The organism is Variovorax sp. V213 (genome assembly GCF_041154455.1).
Lineage (GTDB): Bacteria > Pseudomonadota > Gammaproteobacteria > Burkholderiales > Burkholderiaceae_C > Variovorax.
The window spans coordinates 1,490,146-1,511,245 of sequence record NZ_AP028664.1 but is presented as its reverse complement, the minus strand read 5'-3'; the positions used below and the strand labels follow the sequence as shown (position 1 = coordinate 1,511,245).

General features: G+C 65.2%; 17 protein-coding genes. 11 read left to right on the top strand and 6 right to left on the bottom strand.

The window, feature by feature from the left end; all coding sequences use genetic code 11:
- Positions 1–94 precede the first annotated feature (94 nt).
- From ACAM55_RS07320 to ACAM55_RS07310, 3 genes are read left to right on the top strand one after another with little or no spacing between them, the layout of a single operon-like run.
- Complete coding sequence (locus ACAM55_RS07320) at positions 95–1,087, top strand: Bug family tripartite tricarboxylate transporter substrate binding protein (RefSeq protein WP_369655375.1); 993 nt, start codon at positions 95–97, stop codon at positions 1,085–1,087.
- Between the two features lie 53 nt (positions 1,088–1,140).
- Positions 1,141–2,136, top strand: a complete 996-nt coding sequence (locus tag ACAM55_RS07315) for a Bug family tripartite tricarboxylate transporter substrate binding protein (RefSeq protein WP_369655374.1) — start codon at positions 1,141–1,143, stop codon at positions 2,134–2,136.
- Between the two features lie 14 nt (positions 2,137–2,150).
- Positions 2,151–3,479 carry a sulfatase gene (locus ACAM55_RS07310; RefSeq protein WP_369655373.1) on the top strand — a complete coding sequence of 443 codons (1,329 nt, stop codon included), beginning with the start codon at positions 2,151–2,153 and terminating at the stop codon, positions 3,477–3,479.
- 232 nt (positions 3,480–3,711) lie between these two features.
- Here ACAM55_RS07310 and ACAM55_RS07305 read toward each other — a convergent pair whose 3' ends face one another.
- Positions 3,712–4,632, bottom strand: a complete 921-nt coding sequence (locus ACAM55_RS07305) for a LysR family transcriptional regulator (protein WP_369655372.1) — start codon at positions 4,630–4,632, stop codon at positions 3,712–3,714.
- Positions 4,633–4,795: 163 nt separating this feature from the next.
- Between ACAM55_RS07305 and ACAM55_RS07300 the strand changes: the two genes are divergently transcribed.
- Together ACAM55_RS07300 and ACAM55_RS07295 are read left to right on the top strand one after the other, a co-directional pair.
- Positions 4,796–5,404, top strand: coding sequence for an FMN-dependent NADH-azoreductase (locus ACAM55_RS07300; RefSeq protein WP_369655371.1), 609 nt, complete (start codon positions 4,796–4,798; stop codon positions 5,402–5,404).
- A 40-nt stretch (positions 5,405–5,444) separates the two neighbouring features.
- Positions 5,445–6,032, top strand: a complete 588-nt coding sequence (locus ACAM55_RS07295; RefSeq protein WP_369655370.1) for an NADPH-dependent F420 reductase — start codon at positions 5,445–5,447, stop codon at positions 6,030–6,032.
- A 282-nt stretch (positions 6,033–6,314) separates the two neighbouring features.
- On the opposite strand, the gene ACAM55_RS07290 is transcribed toward ACAM55_RS07295, so the two are convergent.
- The 3 genes from ACAM55_RS07290 to ACAM55_RS07280 form a co-directional block, all read right to left on the bottom strand.
- Entirely contained in the window at positions 6,315–7,823 is a 1,509-nt protein-coding gene (locus tag ACAM55_RS07290) for a ComEC/Rec2 family competence protein (protein ID WP_369655369.1), read from the bottom strand.
- A gap of 81 nt (positions 7,824–7,904) precedes the next feature.
- The gene (locus tag ACAM55_RS07285; RefSeq protein WP_369655368.1) at positions 7,905–8,726 is read right to left on the bottom strand and encodes a hypothetical protein; all 822 of its coding nucleotides are present in this window, start codon (positions 8,724–8,726) and stop codon (positions 7,905–7,907) included.
- Between the two features lie 72 nt (positions 8,727–8,798).
- Positions 8,799–12,125: an EAL domain-containing protein gene (locus ACAM55_RS07280; RefSeq protein ID WP_369655367.1), complete on the bottom strand. Its 3,327-nt coding sequence runs from the start codon at positions 12,123–12,125 to the stop codon at positions 8,799–8,801.
- 376 nt (positions 12,126–12,501) lie between these two features.
- On the opposite strand from ACAM55_RS07280, the gene ACAM55_RS07275 reads away from it, so the two are divergent.
- The 6 genes from ACAM55_RS07275 to ACAM55_RS07250 all read left to right on the top strand — a co-directional run bounded on the left by ACAM55_RS07275 (position 12,502) and on the right by ACAM55_RS07250 (position 19,312).
- Entirely contained in the window at positions 12,502–14,817 is a 2,316-nt protein-coding gene (locus ACAM55_RS07275; RefSeq protein WP_369655366.1) for an alkaline phosphatase family protein, read from the top strand.
- Entirely contained in the window at positions 14,814–16,214 is a 1,401-nt protein-coding gene (locus ACAM55_RS07270; RefSeq protein WP_369655365.1) for a cytochrome-c peroxidase, read from the top strand. Before ACAM55_RS07275 ends, ACAM55_RS07270 begins: the two co-directional genes overlap by 4 nt.
- A 16-nt stretch (positions 16,215–16,230) precedes the next feature.
- Positions 16,231–16,845, top strand: a complete 615-nt coding sequence (locus ACAM55_RS07265; protein WP_369655364.1) for a hypothetical protein — start codon at positions 16,231–16,233, stop codon at positions 16,843–16,845.
- A gap of 4 nt (positions 16,846–16,849) precedes the next feature.
- Positions 16,850–17,740, top strand: coding sequence for a 2OG-Fe(II) oxygenase (locus ACAM55_RS07260; RefSeq protein ID WP_369655363.1), 891 nt, complete (start codon positions 16,850–16,852; stop codon positions 17,738–17,740).
- Between the two features lie 89 nt (positions 17,741–17,829).
- Positions 17,830–18,444: a PadR family transcriptional regulator gene (locus tag ACAM55_RS07255; protein WP_369655362.1), complete on the top strand. Its 615-nt coding sequence runs from the start codon at positions 17,830–17,832 to the stop codon at positions 18,442–18,444.
- 19 nt (positions 18,445–18,463) lie between these two features.
- A complete protein-coding gene (locus tag ACAM55_RS07250; RefSeq protein ID WP_369655361.1) occupies positions 18,464–19,312 on the top strand; it encodes a siderophore-interacting protein in 849 nt (282 codons plus the stop codon).
- 138 nt (positions 19,313–19,450) lie between these two features.
- Here the strand turns inward: ACAM55_RS07250 and ACAM55_RS07245 are convergent, their stop codons facing one another.
- On the bottom strand, positions 19,451–20,428 hold the full coding sequence (locus ACAM55_RS07245; RefSeq protein ID WP_369655360.1) for a magnesium and cobalt transport protein CorA: 978 nt from the start codon (positions 20,426–20,428) through the stop codon (positions 19,451–19,453).
- Between the two features lie 33 nt (positions 20,429–20,461).
- On the bottom strand, positions 20,462–21,088 hold the full coding sequence (locus ACAM55_RS07240; RefSeq protein WP_369655359.1) for a hypothetical protein: 627 nt from the start codon (positions 21,086–21,088) through the stop codon (positions 20,462–20,464).
- Between the last annotated feature and the right edge of the window lie 12 nt (positions 21,089–21,100).

The window sequence follows — 21,100 nt, the reverse complement described above, 5'->3', positions numbered from 1 at the left end:
CCGGGGGATGGTTGATTAGATCAATCGACTGTAGCGTCTCTACAGTCGTTCGGGATCGAACGCCGACCCGCCAAGAACCCGGAGACACCACCCCATGCCCGCTTTCACCTTCGACCGCCGCAGCGCGCTCGCCGCCCTGGGCGGGCTCGCCCTGGCGCCGCTCACCCTCCCCGCGCAAGCCCAGGGCTTCACGCCCGGCCAGCCCATCAAGGTGCTGATCGGCGTGCCCGCCGGCGGCACGCAGGACGTGCTGACGCGCGCCATTGCCGAGCAGGTGCAGGGCACGCTGGGCCCGCTCATCGTCGACAACCGCTCGGGTGCGGCGGGCCGCATCGCGGTCGAGGCGGTAAAAACCGCCCCGCCCGACGGGCGCACGCTGCTGCTGGGCACCGCCAGCATGATGACCATGTTCCCGAGCGCCTACCGCCAGCTTTCGTACGACCCGATCAGGGACTTCGTGCCGATCATCAACGCGGCGCGCTTCGAGCTGGCGCTGGTCGTCCACAAGGACGTGCCCGCCAACACGCTGGCCGAATTCATCGCCTGGGCCAAGGCGCAGGGCGACAAGCTCAGCTTTGCCTCGTACGGTGCGGGAACGCCTTCGCACTTTCTCGGCGAAATGCTCAACCGGGCGGCCGGGCTCAAGATGGTTCACGTGCCCTACCGCGGCTCCACGCCGGCACGGCAGGACGTGATGGGCGGCTCCGTGCCGGTGTACTTCGACACCATCGGCGGCGCGCAGCAACTGCTGCCTTCGGGCCGCGTGAAGGTGCTGGCCACCAGCGGAGAGAGGCACTCCCCGCTGATGCCCAACCTTCCCAGCTTTGCGGAGAGCGGCTACAAGGACGTGGTGGCCACCGCCTGGTTCGCCTACTACGCGCCCTTGAAAACGCCGCAGCCCGTCATCGACAAACTGCGCGCCGAGTTCACCCGCGCCGTCAACACGCGCGAGGTGCGCCAGCAGCTGCTGCAGAACGGCATGTACCCGGTGGGCGACAACAGCGAGGCGCTCTTGAAGACCATGCGCGAGGACACCGCGCGCTGGGCGGGCATCATGAAGGCCGTGAATTTCCAGGCCAACGACTGAACAAACGATTGAATGAATCGACGAACGACAACCGAACGAGGAGGAACCCCATCATGCTGAAAAACACCCCCATCACCCGCCGCCTGGCCACGCTGCTTGCCGCAGCCGGCCTCATGGCATCCATCGCCACCATGGCCACCCCCGCGGGGGCGCAGACGACGCTCGACAGCCCGCTGCACATCGTGGTCGGCTATGCGCCAGGCGGCGCCACCGACCGCGTGGCGCGCATCGTTGGCGACAAGCTCGGCGCACGCCTGGGCGTGCCGGTGGTCGTCGACAACAAGCCCGGCGCGGGCGGCCGCCTGGCGGCGCAGCAGGTCAAGACCGCGACCGCCAGCCAGAACATGCTGATGCTCGCCAACCCCGCCGTGATGGTGGTGGCGCCGCTGGTCTTCAAGGACAACAACTACGACCCCGAGCGCGACTTCGTGCCCGTGTCGCACGTCAACGCCTACGACTTTGCGCTTTCCGTGTCGCCCCACCTGCCGGTGCGCGAGCTGAACCACCTGCTGGCCTGGATGCGCGCCAACCCCTTGCAGGCCAACGTGGGCGTGCCCGCCACGGGCAGCCTGCCGCACTTCTTCGGCCTCATGGTGGGCGAGAAGGCCAAGGTGCAGACGCAGATCATCGGCTACCGCGGTTCGGCCCCGCTGCTGAACGACCTGATCGGCGGCCAGGTGCCGATTTCCATCGACACCGAAGACGTGGTGCTGCCGCAGCACAACGCGGGCAAGCTGCGCATCCTTGCAATTTCCGGCGCCAAGCGCTCGCCCTTTGCGCCGAACATTCCGACCTTCAAGGAAGCCGGCCTCGACCTGGCCGCCACCGGCTGGAACACCTTCTTCGCGCCCGCCAGCATGCCCAAGGAGAAGGTCGAACGCCTGTCCAACCTGATCCGCGAAGTCATGCAAGACCCGGACACGCAACGCAAGTTCAAGGACGCCGGCATGACGCCGGTGGTGAGCACGCAGGCGCAGACCGCCGCAATGCTGAAGGCCTACCGCGCGCAGTGGGCACCCGTCGTCCAGAAGTCCGGCTACCAGCCCTGAACCTTTCCAGACACATGACCAGACCCAACATCATCTTCATTGTGGCCGATGACCTCGGCTATGCCGACCTGGGCTGCTACGGCGGCCGCGATGCCGCCTTCGGCCCCGTGTCGCCCGTGCTCGACGGCCTGGCCGCCAACGGCTTGAAGCTCACGCAGGGCTATTCGAATTCGCCCGTGTGCTCACCCACGCGCTTTGCGATGATCACCGCGCGCTACCAATACCGCCTGCGCGGCGCGGCCGAGGAGCCCATCAGGAGCAGCAGCCGCGGCAGCACCACGCTCGGCCTGCCGACCGACCACCCCACCCTGCCATCATTGCTGAAGGCCAGCGGCTACCAGACCGCGCTCATCGGCAAATGGCACCTGGGCTACCCGCCCAGCTTCGGGCCGCTGCGCTCGGGGTACGACGAATTCTTCGGGCCGATGTCGGGCGGTGTCGACTACTTTACCCACTGCGACTCCACCGGCGGCCACGACCTGTGGCTTGGCGAAGAGGACAAGAAGGAAGAGGGCTACCTCACCGACATCCTCTCCAAACGCGCAGTCGACTACGTGGAGCGCATGGCCGTCAAACAGAAACAAGAGGAAGCCCCCTTCTTCCTCAGCCTGCACTACACGGCCCCCCACTGGCCCTGGGAAACCCGCGACGACGCCGAGAAGGCGCCGACCGTGAAGGACAACCTCTTCGACCTGGCCAGCGGCAACATTCATGTGTACCGCCGCATGATCCATCACATGGACGAAGGCATCGGCTGGATCATGGCCGCGCTGCAAAAGCACGGCATGGCCGACAACACGCTGGTGGTGTTTACCAGCGACAACGGCGGCGAGCGCTTCTCCGACAACTGGCCGCTGGTCGGCGGCAAGATGGACTTGACCGAAGGCGGCATCCGCGTGCCATGGATCGCGCACTGGCCCGCCGTGATTGCCAAGGGCGGCGAGAGCAAGCAACTTTGCATGACCATGGACTGGTCCGCCACCATGCTCGACGCGGCCGGCGTGAAGGCCGATGCAGCCTACCCGCTGGACGGCGTGTCGCTCATGCCCGTGCTGAAGGATGCGAAGCACAGCTTCCGCCGCCCGCTGCACTGGCGCATGAACCATCGCGGGCAGGAAGCGATGCGCGATGGCGACTGGAAGTACCTGAAGGTGGACGGGTACGAGTACCTGTTCAACATTCCAGCGGATGAGCGCGAGCGGGCGAATCTGGGGAAGAAGGAGCCGGAGCGGTTGGCTGCGATGCGGGCTGACTGGGCGGCTTGGAATGCGACGATGCCTGGGATTCCGGAGGATGCGACGGTTAGTTTGGGGTATTCGGTTCGGGATATGCCGCAGCGGTAGGGGCGCAACGGCGTGGGGAATGCGTGCCGTGCATGTCACGTCCGGAGACGATTGATTGGAGGTTCGTCAAGGGACTGCTTAAGACTGCCTGAGGTCGTTCGGCACCGGACGATCAATGACGGTGAGGGGCATGAAGCGGTCTCTGGCCTCAGTCTGCGTCGTGACCGTTCTACAGAGAGATCAGACGCTAGTCTGGACCACCACCGAGTCACGGCATAAGCCTTTCAACAGGCTAAGTGTTTAACTCCATTGCTTCGTGCGAACAGCGCGCCTTCAGGTCGTCGACTAGCCACCTGGCCGCGGGCCCCGGCGGATCTAGGGCGCGATGGAATGCTGCCATCGCCAGCGAAAAGCCGGCAGGCAGCATGTCCTCGACATCGAGTGAAATCAGCGCGCCGCTCGCAAGGTCGCTCTGCACCATGTGCATCGGCATGTTGCCCCAGCCCACGCCGTCCCTAAGAAATGCGTGCTTGGTGGAAAGGTCTGCCAATCTCCAGGTCGAAGCCGACTTGACGCCGAAGTCCCGGCCCGCGCTCAACTCCGATCGGTCAGTGAGAACGAGTTGGACGTGCTTGGCCAAGGCAGCCTTTGGAATTCTTCGCTTGAAGCTCGCCAGCGGGTGGTCAGGTGCGGCCACGGTGACCAATGTCACCTGGCCAATGCTCTCGCTGCTCAGCGACGGAAACTCGACCGCCAGCGGCGCCAGTATTCCCAGGCTGCACCGTCCGTCCAGCACCGGCTGGTATCCCGCACCTAAACCTTCCACGAACAACCTCAACGGAGTGAGCGGAAATCGGCTCACAAACGCCTTTGCGGCCGCACTGACGAGCGCCGTGGGAAAAAAGACGTCCACCACGACAGAGAGTTCTGCTTCCAACCCGGCAGACATCAACCTTGCGCGGGCCTTCATCGTGTCGACGCCGGACACGATGTTGCGTGCGTCCGCGAGCAAGAGAACGCCCTCGGGTGTCAGCTTCGGGTACCTGCCCGACCTGTCGAACAGCACGACGCCGATTTGGCCCTCCAGGCTGCTGACCCACCCGCTCACCGCGGACTGGACGCGATTGAGCCGTCGGGCCGCCGCCGAGAAGCTGCCTTCATCCACGGCCGCGATGAACGTTCGCAGCTGGTCTAGGGACACGCCATCGAGCATTTGAACTCCTTCCATCTCCAGGGCAGATGGATTAGATCTCAATATACCGGCTTCTCAGAATGATGCCGCGTCTCCACCATTCAAGCCACGGGAAAAGACCTCCCGAGGCCCTGTGCGCCGAAGCGGGCAGGTCGTACTTCTTCATCAATCTTTCGAGGCTCTCATGCAACTCCTTCATCTCGACTCCAGTGTGCTCGGCGGCGCGTCCGTCAGCAGGCAACTTTCCGCCGAACTGGTCGCGCGCCACCGCGCCCTGCACCCCGGCATCCAGGTCGTGTCCCGCGACCTGGCGGCCGACCCGGTGCTGCACCTCTCCGGCGCCCACCTGGCCGCCTTCAACGGTGCAGCCACCGAAGACGCGACCATCACGGCGGATCTGGTCAAGGGCAACGCGTACATGGACGAACTCTTCGCGTCGGACATCCTCGTCATCGGCGCGCCCATGTACAACTTGTCGATTCCGACGCCGCTCAAGGCCTGGATCGACCGCATCGCGGTCGCCGGCAAAACCTTCCGCTACACCGCCACTGGCCCCGAAGGCCTGCTGAAGGGCAAGAGGGCATTCATCGCCTCGGCGCGAGGGGGCGTGTATTCGGCTGGCAGCCCGGCGGCGGGTCTCGAACACCAGGAGAGCTACCTCATCGGCTTGCTCGCGTTTCTGGGAATCACCGACGTGACCGTCGTGCGCGCCGAAGGCATCGCCATGGGCCCCGAGGCCAAAAAGGCTGCCGTCGCAGAGGCGCTCGCCGACATCGCAGCCATCTCGGCCTGAAGGCCCCGACGTTCAATCAATCATCAATTAAGGAATCTTCATGACTTACTCAATCATCGGCTCGGGCAACGTCGGCTCGGCGCTCGCCCGTCAGTTCGCGCGCGGCGGCATCGCTGTCGGCGTCGCCAACACGCGTGGACCCGACACCATCGAAACCCTCGAAAAGGAACTCGCTGGCTACGTCACGGCATTGACCCTGCAGGATGCGGTCAACGCAGACGTGGTCATTCTCGCGGTGCCGTTCAGCGCACACGTCGATGTCGCCCGCGCTGCAGGGCAGTGGACCGACAAGATCGTGGTCGACGCCATGAACACCTACGGCGTTCCGCCGGAAGCGCTGAAAGGTCAGCCGTCCACGCTCGTGGTGGCGTCTGCCTTCCCTGGTGCACGCGTGGTCAAGACGTTCAATCAACTTCCGGCCAGGCTGCTGGCGATGAATCCGGTTGAGCACGGCGGACGGCGGGTCATGTTCGTGGCCGGGGATGAGACGCAGGCCACCGCCGTCATCTCGAAGCTGGTCGGCGACCTGGGCTTCGCGCCGATCGTCCTCGGGACCCTCGCGGAGTCCGGTACGTTGCTGGACAAAGGCGGCGCGCTGGTTCTGCAGAATCTCATCAAGCAGGGGTGACTCTCGCTCGCGCTTCTGCTTGAGATCTTCGAACAGCTCATCGCGTCACAGCACGTCCGACGACTGCGATGAGTCGCGAAGCAGTCATTCAAAAATCTGCGGCCAACGACCGTAATCGCTGCATACCGGACTTCGAGGCCGTCACCTCAACGCACAGCTATGTGCCTGCATCGACATATGACACAGACCAGGGCTTGCATGACGGCTCCGCGCACCGCACGCACATGAGAGGAGCAGGGCCGGACCTTCGCCGCCTTGTTCGACGTGCATGCCCATCGCCCCTCAATCCTCCCGAACAAGCACATCCCCCTCAAACCGATACCGAAAGTAGAACCACTTCTCAGTCTCCGACTTCGCTTCGATGCGAAACGCCGTAATCAGCCGCTCCCCATCCGTTTTCAGGTAGATCGCGCCGTACACCTCGACGTTGCTGCGCGCAAGCTCCTTCACGTCAGCCTTGAGCTGGACGATCTTGTCTGGCGAGAGCGTGCCCGCGGCCAGCTTGTCGATGGCGGCCAGCAGCTTGTCGACCGCGTTCTTGTTTTCCATTGCCCGCGAGGAGCGCTGGAGCTCGGTTGAAAGAATCACCGGTGCGCCGCCGCGGCCGAAGCGTCCCAGGCGGCCCAGCAGGTCGGGCCTCGGGTGGATGTGGCCCTCTTCGTCTCCCGACGAGATGATGAAGGCGGCCGGGTTGACGGCATCCAGAAACGCATCGGTGACTTTCTCGGAGCCGTGGTGGCACGACTTCATGACGTCCGACCTGAAGGTGTCGCGCGCCTTGGTCACCATGTCGTCGTAGGCCGGGGTGCCGGTCTTCGGAAACTTGCTCGCGCCGGTGTAGTGCTGCAGCAGAAATTTTTCGGCCCCCTCGTTCAGGTCGCCGCCGAACAGCACGCTGAACTTTCCGTACTGGAGCCGCAGGATGACGGAATGGCCGTTCTTGGTTTCGTTGTACGAGCCCAGTTGGCGCAGCGCCGGGGTGCCATCGGGGCCTTCTTCGACGACAGGGGCCAGCACCCGTATCGTGTAGCCGCGGTCGTCCGACGGAGCGAAGTCGGGCATCCAGGCAGCGCCGTCTTCGATCGTCGCGTGCTGCACGGAGAGCATGCAGATGTCCTGGATCTTCGGGTTCTCGAGCGCGGCGTTCATGACCTGTGGAAACAGGTGATTGGTGCCGGCGTTCTCGAAGATCGTCTTGACGGTGGCGTAGTCGGTCGCAAGGTCGCCGATGTAGGCAACGGAAGCGCCGTCTTCCTTCACGGGCTTGCCGCCCAGCTTCTCCCAGGTTCCTGCAACGGGCCGCTCGACGAGTCCGTTGTGATAGACGGCACCGAATCCGATGCCGGGGTCGGCAAAAACGTCCTTGAAGCCGAGGTAGTGATCGCTGTCCGGATGCGTCATCACGGCGGCCGAAAAGTTGAAGCCGCGATAGGTCTGGAACCTTGCGGAAAGAAAGGCGCGCATGTTGCCACCCTCGCCGGCGTCGATGACCACGATGCGCTCTTCGTCATCGGTCTCGGGCGAGATCAGCACGGCGCCATCGCCCTGCCCCACGTCGACAAAGATGATTTCAAGCGGCCGGCGGGCGACCGTGTCTTCCTTTCGGATATAGAGCGTGCGCCGCTTGGTCGGCGAGCGGGCGGCCCAGTCGATTTCGAGCCAGCCGTCGCCGAGATCTTTCTTGACCTTGAGGTAGTCGCCCCAGATCACCTCGCGGAATTTTTTCTTCTTGTCATCGAAGAGATGGATCGGACTTCCGTCCGCGCGCAAGTTGACGAATCGATGTGCCATGCCTCGCCCCTCTCGTTCTCGGTGCGAGGGGGACGAGGCGTACCAACCAACGGCCTCGTCCCTCCGCCAAACTTCATCCGTTCACGCCAAGCTGGAACCTGCGCGTGAAGTTTCCAGCCCGGACGCACCGGCCTTCACCGAGGGCCCTGCCGCAGCACCCGCCTCCAGCGAACACCATGCGGCCGACGGTTTGCCTGCTTCGAGCGAACACCATGCCGCTGAAGGTTTGCCCGCCTCCAGCGAGCACCATGCCGCCGAAGGTTTGCCCGCTTCCAGCGAGCACCATGCTGCCGAAGGTTTGCCTGCCTCGAGCGAACACCATGCCGCCGAAGCTTTGCCTGCCTCGAGCGAACACCATGCGGCCGAAGCTTTGCCTGCCTCCAGCGAGCACCATGCGGCCGAAGCTTTGCCTGCCTCCAGCGAGCACCATGCGGCCGAAGCTTTGCCTGCCTCCAGCGAGCACCATGCGGCCCCATCCTTGCGCGGCTCGTGTCGGGGCGCAGGCGTCGACTCGCCGAATTCCTCGGCGGTCAAGCGCTGCATCTCCAGGAAGGCCGCTTGCAGCGCCTTGGCGTCGTCCTCGCCGCGCAGGCCGAGGTACGGAAAGTGGTGCAGAAAATAGCCGAAAGTGGTTTCGCAATCAGCGGCGTACTTTCTGGTGTCGAGGATGTGCATGTGCCAGAAACGGTCGACGTCCTGCTCGGGAGCGAGCGTCAGGTCGGGGTGCTTGGCGTGCAGGATCAGGTAGCGCTTGTAGGCCACCTCCATCTGGTCCGCATAGCCTGCCGACCAGCCGTAGCCGTCTTCTTGGCGGCAGGCCTTGAACTTGATGGGCGTGAGGTCGAGCGCCTCGATGGCGGCGATTGTCTGGTCGAGTGTCTTGCGTTGGGTCGAATGAGTCATGAATGCTCCTGTGGAGTTGTTGCAATGTCCGAGCGAACGTGCCCGGTGACGATTGCTTCAAAGGTTCGCTTGTCAGGCAGGCACCGTTGGAGCAAATTGGTTGCGCAGATGACGCGCCATGAAATTGCGCACCTCGTCGGCGGGCACGGGCTTGCAGAGCCAGTAGCCCTGGGCCTCGTCGCAACCGCGGCTGCGCAAATAGTCGAACTGGGCTGTGGTCTCGATGCCCTCGGCCACCACCTTCATCCGCAGCCCGTGGGCCAGGGTGATGATGCCGTCGATAAGCGCGCGTGCGTCGGCGTCCTGCGAAAGGTCGTTGATGAAGGAGCGGTCGATCTTGACCGTCGACAGCGGAAAGTGCTTCAGGTAAGAGAGCGAGGAATAGCCCGTTCCAAAATCGTCGATGGCAAGTCCAACGCCCATGTCTCGAATCGTCCGGAGCAATTGGGTCGCACGCTCGGGGTTGGCCATGACCGCGCCCTCGGTAATTTCCAGCTCCAGCAGCGACGGCTCCAAGCCCGAGGTTTCCAGGACGGACCGTATGTCGGTAATGAGCGTGCGGCTTTCGAACTGGCGCGGCGACAGGTTGACGCTCATCAACACGTCCGGCAAACCGAACTCCTGCCATGAACGCGAATCGGCGCAGGCCTTCTCCAGCGCCCACTTGCCCAGGGACACGATCAAGCCGATCTCTTCGGCAATCGGAATGAACTGCACCGGCGGAATCATGCCCAGGATCGGGTGGTGCCAGCGCATCAGCGCCTCGACACCGACGATGCGCTGGGTCTGAAGATCCAACTTCGGTTGGTAGTGCATTTCCAGCTCGCCGCGTTCCAGAGCATGGCGCAGCGCGCTTTCCATCATCAACTGCTCGGCACTCTGCGCGTTCATCTTCGCCGCGTAGAACCGGTAGGTGTTGCGGCCTCTTTCCTTGGCCCGGTACATCGCGGTGTCGGCGTTCTTCAAGAGCGCTTCGGCGTCGCCGCCGTTGTCCGGGTAGACGCTCACGCCAACGCTGGCGGTTACGTGCAGCTCGCGCCCCGCAATCATGAAAGGCTCGGCGCAGCAGGCGAGCACTCTTTCGGCAAGCACCGCGGCATCGTTCGCGCTGGACAGGTTTTCCAGGAGGAGCACGAACTCATCGCCACCGAATCGCGCCACGACGTCGGCCTCGCGCAGCAGCGCCGTAAGGCGCTCGCCGCAGATCTTGATCATCTCGTCGCCCACGCCGTGGCCCAGCGTGTCGTTGATGTGCTTGAAGCGATCCAGGTCGACGAATATCACCGCGAACTGCTTCTGGTGGCGGTTGCTGCGCTTGATGGCGCGAACCAGCTCGTGTTGCAGCGCGGCGCGGTTGAACAACCCCGTGAGTTCGTCATGACTGGCCATGAAGCGGAGACTTCTCTCGGCCAGCTTGCGTTGCTTGTACTGGGCGATCTGCAAGGCGATCACCCGCAGCGACTCCATCGTCTCGGCCTCGACAGCGTACGGATTGGACCCAAAGAGCTCCAGCGCCGTGGTCGAACCGGTAATGATCATCGGCACGACGACACCGACAGTCAGCCCGGACTGGGCGGCCAGCACATCGCGCGCAAAATCTTTAGGAGCCGCTTGCGCGTCGATTTGCACGATGCCGCCTGTTTTCCAGGCGCGGCCCAGCGAGCCTTCGTCGGCCCGGTACTCAAGCAAACGGCTGTCAGAGACGAACTGCTGCACTGCCAGGGGGACGTCGTTGGCATGCCAGGCAGCGGTGCAGCGAACCATGCCGTCCTCGCCGACGCTCCACAGCGCGCCGCAGTCCCAGCGCAAGTCGGTGCATACGGCTTCCAATGCGAGCGTGATGATCGCCTCGGCCCGGCCATCGCCGGCAAGCAGCCGAGCGATCTTGTATTCGAGCTTCTGGCGCAAGGCATCCTTGCGCGGCCGCGTGGCGTCGCGCACGGTGCCGCGCACCAGCGTCTTTCCGTCTTCCACGGCCGACTGCGCGATGACGTGGAGCCAGCGTTCGGTGCCATCGGGCAGGCACAGGCGGTGCTCGAATTCGCTGCGCTCCATGGACTGCGAGGCCAGTGCGATCTGCTCTTGGACCACAGCGCGTTCCGAGGTTGGAACCCGCGAGAGCAGCGCGGGCAGGTCCGGCTGCGAAGGGCCGGGCTCGAAGCCCAGGATGCGCCGAGCTTCATCGGAGCATTGCAGGGCTCCGGTTTGGGGATCGAGGATCCAACTGCCCAGGCTTGCCAAGTGCTGGGCCTCTTCCAACTGCCGCTCGCTCGTGCGCAGATGAACGGTCATCTTGTTGGCCAGAACCTGGGCTCGGCTGCGTGAGGTGGTCAGCGAAAAAACGATACCGGCAAGCAGCATGCTCGTGGCCAGCCCGCCGAAGACGATGAACCACGGGATGGCCCTGTCGATGGGGCCGAAGACCTGGTTTTCGTCTTGGGCGACCTCCACGAGCCAGGAGTGGCCGCCCAGCTCGAAGCCGAGCATGCGTTCGAGGCTGCGCGCCGGCACCGCAGCACTCGGCTTTGCCAAGGCCGCGCTGTCGAACATCAATTGCCGCTCGCCGAATGAGGTGGTCGCTACAAACCGGGTCTCCACGCGTGTCCCGATCGCTCCCTTGCCCGGCCCCGCATCGATCAAGCGCAACCGGAAGGTCCTTGCGGCAGGGGCGCCCACCACGTCGCTCAACATCCCTGCGATGCTGAAGCCTGCGCCCACCGAACCTATATAGGCGCTGCGCCGCTGCTCGACCGTATCGAGCGGTTGTCTTGGGCGATAGACCGGCAGCCGCATCGCCAATCCGATGTCGGACTCGCGGCCCGCGATGCGGACCTTGCGGCCGGACATGACGAGCCCGCCGGTGTCGCGCCCCTGCTCGAGCGCGTCTCCCCTGTCGGGCATCGCGCCCAGGTCATTGCCGATCAGCCTCTCGTTCCCCGCCCGCGGTTCGATGTAAACCAACGGGTAGTACGTGTCCCGCTCGCCGGGCGGCTTGATGGCAAAGGCGGAGGCAACGCCAGCGGCGAGGCTGGCATCACTGCGGACCTGTTGCTCGAAGGCCTGCTTGTCGTTTGCCGCAATGCGGGGCGCATAGTTGACGGCTTGGAAACCGGGGTAGGCGCTGGCCAGGTTCAGCCCTGCAACGTAGTCCGTGAAGTCGCTACGCGTCACGGGCTCGGTGGTGTTGAATCGCGCACGCAGACCGATCAGCACGGCAATGTAGTCGTCGAAGCGGGCTTCGACCTTGCGCGCCAGGTCGAAAGCGGCTGCGTCGAAGCGCGCCTGGGCACTGCGTCCGATCTCCTGGCGGGCGGAGACAGCGAGGGCGATCGATAGCGCCGCGCCGGCAACGAAAATCACCAGCGGCAAGCGAATCCTGACCCAGACGGACAATGACATTGGATTCGACTCCCGTCGTTGCACAGACCGGTTGGCTCTGCGTGCGGCAGCGCAGCACGGCAGAGAACGCAGTAATTTGTATCGTTTTGTCGCAATATATACAAAGGTTACCGAAACGTCACGCGATTTGTCCTACCCACAGGCGGGTCATAGCGCGGACGACTTGTCCGAACTTGAGGAGCTGGCGTTTTTGCGTGCTTTTCGAGCATTGCGCCTCCCTAATTCGCCCCTAAGTCTTTCGCCTTTTGACTGACACAAGGCAAACCTAGATTCGTTCGCGGCCCCCAGTGCCGACGCACCCTGCGCGGCGCTGCGCCATGCCCCTCCACGCCGAAAGAACGAATTGAAAAAAACCACTCCAAACATCAGATCCGGCTTGCTGTACCCCACCCTGACCGTGCTCGCAGCATCGCTGCTGGCCGCGTGCGGAGGCGGCGACAACGGCGCAGGCCAGTTCGCGTTCCTGCCGCCCGCGAACCAGCCAGGTGCGAGCCAACCCGCCGGCCCCGGCAACACCACCTTCAGTGGCGTGCTCACGGCCAGCGCCTTCAAGCCCGGCAGCAGCACCGACCCGGTGATCGCGCCCGGCTACTACGTCGGCGCCACGGTCTGCGTGGACGCCAACGGCAACGGCCGCTGCGACACCGGCGAGCCTGCGGCGGTCACGGATGCCAGCGGCAAGTTCAGCCTGTCGCTCTCCGGCGCGTCGGCACTCATTGCCGACATCGGCACCAACGCCAGGAATACCGCGACCAACACCAACGTTCCCACGCGCGAAGTGCTGCGCGTCATGCTCGACCAGGTGCAGGAGCAAGGCACTGCCGTGGTGGTCAGCCCGCTGTCGTCCGAAGTGGCGCGGCTGGTCGAGGCCAACGGCACGAGCTATGCCGTCGAGAAGCGGAACCTGGCCACGCGCCTGGGCGTGCCCGTTGCGTCCGTGCTCGGCGACGTGAACGCCGCCAGCGGCGCCGTGCAGACCGCCCTGCTCAACGAAGCCAATGCGCTGAACAACCGCTTCGCCTACGCCACCACCAAGCTCGACCGCGGCGACAAGTTCCCCGACGCGCTGGCCAACCCCGGCGGCGATCCGCGCCTCGCCGGCATGGCCGGCGTGACCACGGCCACGGCGAACGTGGTGGACAACCGCAAGCCCATCACCTTCCTGCAGTCGCAGCAGGCGGCGTTCAACGTGGAAGGCATTCCGCGCTACGACAACATCTTCATCGTGATGCTGGAAAACAAGGCCACGATGTCGATCCTGAACTCGGCCTACGCGCCCAAGATCAACGGCTACCTGAAGGCTGGCAACCAGCTGGTGAGCTACTACGCCACCGGCAATCCGAGCGAGCCCAACTACACCGCGCTGGGTGGTGCGGACGACTGGGGCATCACCGACGACAGCCAGTGGAACTGCGACGCAACCGGCGCCAATGCCGTGCAGGATCTGCCGGTGCCGGACAACACGCAGCCGGGCCTGGCCAAGTCGCCGTTCGCTGCCACCTGCACGCAGGCCGCCGCGGTGAACCACAACATCGTCGGCAAGCCCAACCTGTTCAATGCAATGACGAGTGCCGGCCTGACCTGGCGCACGTACAGCGAGTCGATGAATCCGGGCCAGGATTTCCGCACCGATAGCGTGGCCGACGCAGCCGTCACCGCCAAGGACAACGTCTATCCGCCGGGCACGCTGGGCGGCAACACCACGGCCATTGGCGACGCCACGCTCACGCTGCCGCTGCCCGCGGGCCTGTACAAGACCAAGCACCACCCCGGCATGGCCTACCAGAACGTGCGCAGCGCGCCCGAGTGGAAGTACAGCAACCGCACCATGGGCGGCGGCCAGTGGGACGCGGCGCTGAAGAACAGCACCGACTACGCCATTCCCGCCAGCTACGACTACGACCAGCTCGGCACCGACCTGGCCAGCGGCAATGTCGGCAACCTGAACTTCGTGGTGCCTGACCAGTGCGACGACATGCACGGTATCAGCGTGAAGGGCACCGGCGGCGTCGGCACCGCGAGCGACTGCGCCAGCGTGGCCAACAACGTGTCGGCCACCGCCGTCTCGCCAATCATCACGCGCGGCGACAACTACGTCGATTTCACGGTCAAGCGCATCCAGGCTTCGCCGCTGTGGCAGAACCCGCAAAAGCGCGTGGCCATCGTTCTGATGTTCGACGAAGGCAGTGCCACCAGCGGCTTCAACTCCTGCTGCGGCTGGAACGTGTCGAACAGCACGGTCGCCAATCCGGTCAAGCAGAACGCGGACGGCACCTGGTCGGTGGACGCCACCATCAACAACTACACCAAGGGCAACCGCGGCCACGGCGAGAGCATCTTCGGCATTCTGACCAACCAGGCCAACGCCCCCAAGGGCGTGTCCGACAGCGATGCCTACAGCCACTTCTCGTTCGTGCGCACGCTGCAGGACATGTTCCAGCTGGCCGACCCGGCGGTCGACGGCTCGTACATGAACCGCTCGAAGTACACCGAGGCCTTCATAGCCGAGAACATCATGAACCTGCCGGAATACGCCGGCAGCGCGGATACGCACTTCGACAGCGTACGGCCGATCAACCATGCCTTCGTGATTCCGGCGGGCTACACGCAGAAGCAGTCGGGTGACGTGTCGACCACGGCGCAGGTCGGGCCGGATGCCAACCAGCTCAATGTCTGGTCGCTGAAGCAATGAGGGCGCTCGGTGCGGCGGGCATCGCAGGCGCGATGCTCGTCGTCGCATGCGGCGGCAGCGGCGGCAATGGCAGCGGCCCTGCCGTCGCGCTGCCGGGCACGGGCACGGCCACGGCCGCCACGGCGGGCGCACCCGCATCGCCGACGGCGGCACCCGCATCGTCCAGCACGCTGAGCCTCGCGGCGCAGGTGGGCCAGAAGATGTTCTTCGACAAGAACCTCTCGGGCTCCGGCGCCATGTCCTGTGCCAGCTGCCACGACCCGGCGCATGCGCATGCGCCGGCCAACGATCTTTCGGTGCAGCTCGGCGGCGCGCACATGGACCTGGCCGGCCTGCGTGCCGTGCCTTCGCTGCGCTACAAGGACATCACCCCGCCCTACGCCGACCTGCTGGACAACCCGGACGGCATCAGCGTGCCGGGCCCGGGCGGCGGATTCACCGCCGACGGCCGCGCCGACACGCTGGCCGCGCAGGCCCGCATTCCGCTGCTCGACCCGATCGAGATGGCCAACGCCAGCAGCGCGGACGTGGTGAAGAAGCTGCAGGCCGCCGACTACGCGCCGCTCTTGGTCAAGGCCTTCGGTGCGAAGGTGTTCGACGACAGCGACGCCGCGTTTGCCAATGCACTGCTGTCCTTGCAGGCCTACCAGCTCGAGGACAAGAGCTTTCATCCGTACAGCAGCAAGTTCGACCTGTACGCGGGCAACAAGATCGGCGGTGCGCTCACGCCGGCGGAAGCGCGCGGCCTGAAGGTGTTCGCCAATCCGGCCACGGGCAACTGCGCGTCGTGCCACTACCAGGGCGCGGGCCTCAACGGCAGTTCGGCACTGTTCACCGACTTCTCCTACGAGGCGATCGGCGTGCCGCGCAACGCCGGCATTCCCGCCAACAACAACGTCCAGTATTTCGACATGGGGGTGTGCGGCCCGCTGCGCACCGACCATGCGCCGGCCGCGCCCAATGCCGCGAACAGCTTCTGCGGCATGTTCAAGGCGCCCACCCTGCGCAACGTGGCGACGCGCACCGCCTTCTTCCACAACGGCGTGATGCATTCGCTGGAACAGGTCATCCGCTTCTACAACACGCGCGACACGCAGCCCGAGCTCTGGTATCCCACCGTGGGCGGCACGCCCAAGGCGAAGAACGACCCCGGCTTTCCGGGCTACGGCCTCGTCACTACGCAGTACACGGGCGGCAAGGTCCAGAAGTACGACGACCTGCCAGCGGCCTACGCGCCGAACATCGATACCCAGTTGCCGATGGACGGCCGTGCCGCGGGCTCGGCGCCTCCCATGTCCGAACAGGACATGGCCGACCTGATCTGCTTCCTGAACACCTTGAGCGATGCGGACACGAAACCCGCGACCCCCACGAAGCCGGGTGCATGCGTCAATTGATTCCTTCTCACTTCCCATGAACAACGAAAAAATCTCCACGGTGCTGGGCGCCGTTGCGCTGGCCGTGCTCGCCGGTTGCGGCCCGCAGCAGCACGAAGCCAATCTGCAGAACCTGACGGCCGCGATGAACGCCTACCTGGCGACGAAGGGCGACCTGTGCCTGGGCAAGACACAGTGGCCCATCGACGTGCCGCAGCGGGAAGCAGGCACCCGCTCGCGCAACGCGGTGCAGATGCCGGTGCTCGAGCACGTCGGTCTGGTGAGCGCATCCGCAGCCAAGGTGCAGGACGCCAGGGAAGGCGAACAGCCCACCGAGATCGCCGTCACGCGCTATGCGCTGACCGAAGAAGGAAAAAAATACTTCCGCACGCGCGAAACACAGGGGGACTTCTGCGCTGCCCACCTGGCGCTCGACAAGGTCGTGGGCTGGGAAGCGCGGAAGGACGGCAAGGATGCGTCCGCCGTCGTCGTCACCTACACCTACAAGATCGACGCGGCGCCGTGGACCGGCGATGCCGGCGTGCAGAAGGCTTTTCCGATGATGGATCGCGTGGTGCGCGGAGCCGGCACGATGCAACTGAAGCAGAACTTCAAGCGCACGCAAACCGGCTGGGTTCCGGAGGGCGTCTGAGCCGATGGATGCCGTGCTGCGTTTCTCGCCCGCGCTGAGCGACTGGGTGCTGCACAACCTGCGCCAGGGGTGCACGCCCGCGCAGGTGGTGGCGGCCATGCGCGCGCAGGACATGCCCCCTGATGCGGCCAAGGCCATCGTCGATGCCTTTGTCTTCGCGCTGCGCACCGGAAGCCCCGTGCCGACCGATTCCGTGACGGTGGCGCCGGCCTATGAACACGAGGCGTCGCGGCTGCCGCCGGGCACGTCGATCCGAACGGCGGACCGGCTCGTGCGCGTGGTGGCGCGCGCGGCGCAGCCGGCCTTGGCGGTGCTGAACGATGTGTTCAGTGCCGAGGAATGCGAAGAACTGATGGCCCTGGCCAAGCCGCGGCTGGCGCCCTCGACCACCGTCGATCCGCTGACCGGACGCGACCGCGTGGGCGAACAGCGCAGCAGCCTGGGCATGTTCTTCCGGCTGCGCGAAAACGCCTTCATCGCGCGGCTCGACGAGCGCCTGTCCGAACTCATGAACCTGCCGGTGGAAAACGGCGAGGGCCTGCAGGTGCTGCACTACCCGGCCGGGGCGCAGAGCATGCCGCATTACGATTTCCTGGTGCCGTCGAATGCGGCCAACCAGGCCTCGCTGCAACGCAGCGGCCAGCGCGTGAGCACGCTCGTGGGCTACCTCAACGAGGTGGAAGAAGGCGGCGAAACGGTGTTCCCGGAAACCGGGTGGTCAGTGTCGCCGCAACGCGGCAGCGCGGTGTACTTCGAGTACTGCAACAGCCTCGGGCAGGTCGACCACGCATCGCTGCATGCGGGCGGGCTTGTCGTTCGCGGAGAAAAATGGGTGGCGACCAAATGGATGCGGCAGCGGCGCTTCGTGGCCGTGGGAGAGGCGCCCGGCCCCTGACGAGCGCGGGCGTCCGGATGCGTATCGGTTTGACTTTATTCTAGATATATCTAAAATAATTCCGATACACATCGAGAAGGATGCCCATCATGAGACATTTCCACTTCGGCCACCACCACCATCACCACTGCCACTCCCCCCGCGGCGAGCACGAAGACGGCCTCTCCGGCGGCTGCGCCCCCCGCCATGGCGGTGAAGAGCGCATGCACGCAGGAGGCCGCGGCGGACGCGGCGGCGGGCGGGTGTTCGGCCATGGCGGCCTGCGCTTCGTGCTTTTGCAGCTCATCGCCGACAAGCCGGCTCACGGCTACGAACTCATCAAGGCGATCGAAGACCGGCTGGGCGGGAGCTACGCGCCGAGCCCCGGCGTGGTCTACCCCACGCTCACGCTGCTCGAAGAAATGGGCTACCTCAGCGTGGAAACGGCCGACACCGGCGGGCGCAAGCGCTACAGCATCACCCCCGGCGGCCAGGAGTTTCTAGCCGCCAACCGCGACACGGCCGACGCCATGATGGCCCGCATGAACGGCGGCGTCGACGGCGCCGGCCCGCGCGGCGGGCGCCCGCCGCAGGTCACGCGCGCCATCGAGAACCTCAAGCTCGCCATGCGCATGCGCCTCTCGGGCACACCCCTCACCGAACAACAAGCCCACGATTTCGCCGCGGTGCTCGACAGCGCCGCACAACAGTTAGAGCGCATCTGACCGAACTTCTTCTTTTGACATGACCGACTTCACCACCACTACAGCTTCTTCACCTTCCCACACGCCTGACCGCACGCCGCGCCGCGTGCGCCACGAGCTTCGCTTTCGCCGGCTCACGGTAAAAACCGTGCAGCGCATCACGCCGCACCTGATCCGCGTCACGCTGACGGGCGACGACCTTGCGGGTTTCACGAGCCTGGGCTTCGACGACCACTCGAAGATCTTCTTCCCCGATGCCGCAACCGGCCAGCTCACGCTTCCGGCTGTCGGCCCGGACGGTCCGGTCTGGCCCGCGAGCGGCCGCCCGACCATGCGCGACTACACGCCGCGCCGCTACGACGCCAAGGCCAACACGCTCGAAATCGACTTCGCGCTGCACGAGGCCGGCCCCGCCACGCAATGGGCCGAGCAGGCAAAGCCCGGCGATGTTCTGGGCGTCGGCGGCCCGCGCGGTTCGTTCATCGTGCCGACCGAGTTCGACTGGCACCTGCTGATCGGCGACGACACCGCCCTGCCCGCCATCGCACGGCGCCTGGCCGAGCTGCCGGCCGGCGCGCGGGTGGTGGTGCTGGCAGAGGTCGACAGCGAAGCCGACCATATTCCGTTCGAGACGCAGACCGAGCTCACGCTTCGGTGGGTGCACCGCAACGGCGCCGAGCCGGGGGTAAGCCCCGTGCTGGTCGATGCGCTCGAGGCGATGAAGCTGCCTGCCGGCGACTTTCATGCATGGGTGGGCTGCGAATCGGCGATTGCGAAGGCATTGCGCGCGCACCTGGTGGGCGAGCGCGGCGCCAACCCGAAATGGGTTCGCGCCTCGGGCTACTGGCGGCGCGGCGCGGTCGCCACGCACGACACGCACGACGAGTAACCCGCGTTGCTCCTTCCCCCTCCGGGGGAAGGTTGGGATGGGGGCACACGGCCGATGGAAGGGCCTTGGTGCTCGGTGCGCCGCTTGCCCCACCCCGGCCCTCCCCCGGAAGGGGAGGGAGAAAGAAATAAATAAGGTTCAGAGCCAGCCGGCTCGCCTGAACCGGTAATAGAGGTAGCTGCAGGTGCCGCCCATCAGCGCCAGCGCCGCCGCATACCCATAGCGCAATTTCAGCTCGGGCATGTGCTCGAAGTTCATGCCCCAGATGCCCGCGAACGCGGTGCACACCGCAAAGATGCTGGCCCAGGCGGCAAGCCGCTTGGTCACTTCGCTCTCTTCGATGGTGACCATCGAAAGGTTCACCGAAATGGCGGTGCCGATGGTGTCGCGCATGGCGTCGATGGAGCCGTTGATCCGCCCCAGGTGGTCGGCCACGTCGCGAAAATATTCCTGCGATGTGACGCAGATCTGCGGCACGCGTCCGCCGTGCAGCTTGCCGGCCGCCTCCACCAGCGGAGCCACCGCGCGCTTGAGAATCAAGCTGCGCCGCTTCAGGTCGTACAGTTGCTTGATCTTGTCGCGGGCCGCGCCGCCTTGCGTGAAGATCTGCTGCTCGATGAATTCCAGCTCCACCTCGAGCGCGTCGATGACCGGAAAGTAGCGGTCGACCACCGCATCCATCAGCGCGTAGAGCACGAAGCCCGCACCGTTGCGCAGCAATTCGGGCTCGCGCTCGCAGCGCTCGCGCACGCCCAGAAAGCCGCGCTTGCTGCGGTTGCGCACCGAGAGCACGTAGTTCTTGCCCACGAACACGTTGACCTCTCCAACGTTCACCCAATGCTCGCCCTCTGGGGCGGGCTCGACCAGGTGCATCACCACGAAGAGCGAGTCGCCATATTCCTCCACCTTGGGCCGCTGGTGGCCGTGGTGGGCATCTTCCACGGCCAGCGGATGCAGGCTGAACTCCTCCTGCATCTGGGCCAGCTCTTCCGGCGTGGCATCGGCGAGCGCCACCCAGACGAAGCAGCCGGGCCGGATGATGTATTCGCTGATGTCCTCCACCGGAATATCGGCGAGCTTGGCGCCGTTTTCATAGGCAACGCAGTTGATCAGCATCGGTACTCGTCCATGGTCAGGCTGGATGTGGGCTCAGGTCTTCACCGCATCCGGATTCGAAGCCGCGGCCAGGAGGCCGGTGGCTGCCAGCGAAGCCTCGATGGCCTGCGTCTCGCTCCTGAGCAGGGCGAGTCCTTTTTCGGCGAACTCAGCGTGGCTTGCAACATCGGCCCACAGGCTCGCGGCGGCTTCGGCGCATGTCAGTGATGTGAAGCGGATGCGGCCCTTCGCCAGCTCCTTGAAGCGTTGCTCGCGCAGGGGGTCCGCCCGGTCCCAGGCGCCGCCGATGAGCACGCGACGGCCGCGCTTGACGCGGGGTTCGGGCTCGGCGAAGAAGGGCAGCTTGGCGGACACCCAGCCCAGCATGCCGGAGTTCAACGCGGTGTCGAAGGCCGTCGGGGCGGCATGCGACCTGGCAAAGTCGCGCAAGGTGCCGAGTTCGTAGAGCACCGGGTCTTTCGGTCCCTTTGTGGCGCTTTCCACAGGCTTGATGATGGGCGGGCCGTTGCCTGCTCGCCCATCCGGGCGTCTCGATTTGCGCAGGTCGGCGAGCTGGGCCGGCGACATGCAGAGGTACAGCGCGGCGAGTTCTGCGGGCAAGGTCGCGGTATCGGGCAGCGCGTCTGCGTCAGGGCCTTTGAATTCATCCGGGTGGACCATGGGCGCCTTGTT

Excerpts from the sequence above, each read along its gene's own strand:
- ACAM55_RS07320 (WP_369655375.1), top strand. The coding sequence starts at position 95 with ATGCCCGCTTTCACCTTCGACCGCCGCAGCGCGCTCGCCGCCCTGGGC.
- ACAM55_RS07315 (WP_369655374.1), top strand. The coding sequence starts at position 1,141 with ATGCTGAAAAACACCCCCATCACCCGCCGCCTGGCCACGCTGCTTGCC.
- ACAM55_RS07310 (WP_369655373.1), top strand. The coding sequence starts at position 2,151 with ATGACCAGACCCAACATCATCTTCATTGTGGCCGATGACCTCGGCTAT.
- ACAM55_RS07305 (WP_369655372.1), bottom strand. The coding sequence starts at position 4,632 with ATGCTCGATGGCGTGTCCCTAGACCAGCTGCGAACGTTCATCGCGGCC.
- ACAM55_RS07300 (WP_369655371.1), top strand. The coding sequence starts at position 4,796 with ATGCAACTCCTTCATCTCGACTCCAGTGTGCTCGGCGGCGCGTCCGTC.
- ACAM55_RS07295 (WP_369655370.1), top strand. The coding sequence starts at position 5,445 with ATGACTTACTCAATCATCGGCTCGGGCAACGTCGGCTCGGCGCTCGCC.
- ACAM55_RS07290 (WP_369655369.1), bottom strand. The coding sequence starts at position 7,823 with ATGGCACATCGATTCGTCAACTTGCGCGCGGACGGAAGTCCGATCCAT.
- ACAM55_RS07285 (WP_369655368.1), bottom strand. The coding sequence starts at position 8,726 with ATGACTCATTCGACCCAACGCAAGACACTCGACCAGACAATCGCCGCC.
- ACAM55_RS07280 (WP_369655367.1), bottom strand. The coding sequence starts at position 12,125 with ATGTCATTGTCCGTCTGGGTCAGGATTCGCTTGCCGCTGGTGATTTTC.
- ACAM55_RS07270 (WP_369655365.1), top strand. The coding sequence starts at position 14,814 with ATGAGGGCGCTCGGTGCGGCGGGCATCGCAGGCGCGATGCTCGTCGTC.
- ACAM55_RS07265 (WP_369655364.1), top strand. The coding sequence starts at position 16,231 with ATGAACAACGAAAAAATCTCCACGGTGCTGGGCGCCGTTGCGCTGGCC.
- ACAM55_RS07260 (WP_369655363.1), top strand. The coding sequence starts at position 16,850 with ATGGATGCCGTGCTGCGTTTCTCGCCCGCGCTGAGCGACTGGGTGCTG.
- ACAM55_RS07255 (WP_369655362.1), top strand. The coding sequence starts at position 17,830 with ATGAGACATTTCCACTTCGGCCACCACCACCATCACCACTGCCACTCC.
- ACAM55_RS07250 (WP_369655361.1), top strand. The coding sequence starts at position 18,464 with ATGACCGACTTCACCACCACTACAGCTTCTTCACCTTCCCACACGCCT.
- ACAM55_RS07245 (WP_369655360.1), bottom strand. The coding sequence starts at position 20,428 with ATGCTGATCAACTGCGTTGCCTATGAAAACGGCGCCAAGCTCGCCGAT.
- ACAM55_RS07240 (WP_369655359.1), bottom strand. The coding sequence starts at position 21,088 with ATGGTCCACCCGGATGAATTCAAAGGCCCTGACGCAGACGCGCTGCCC.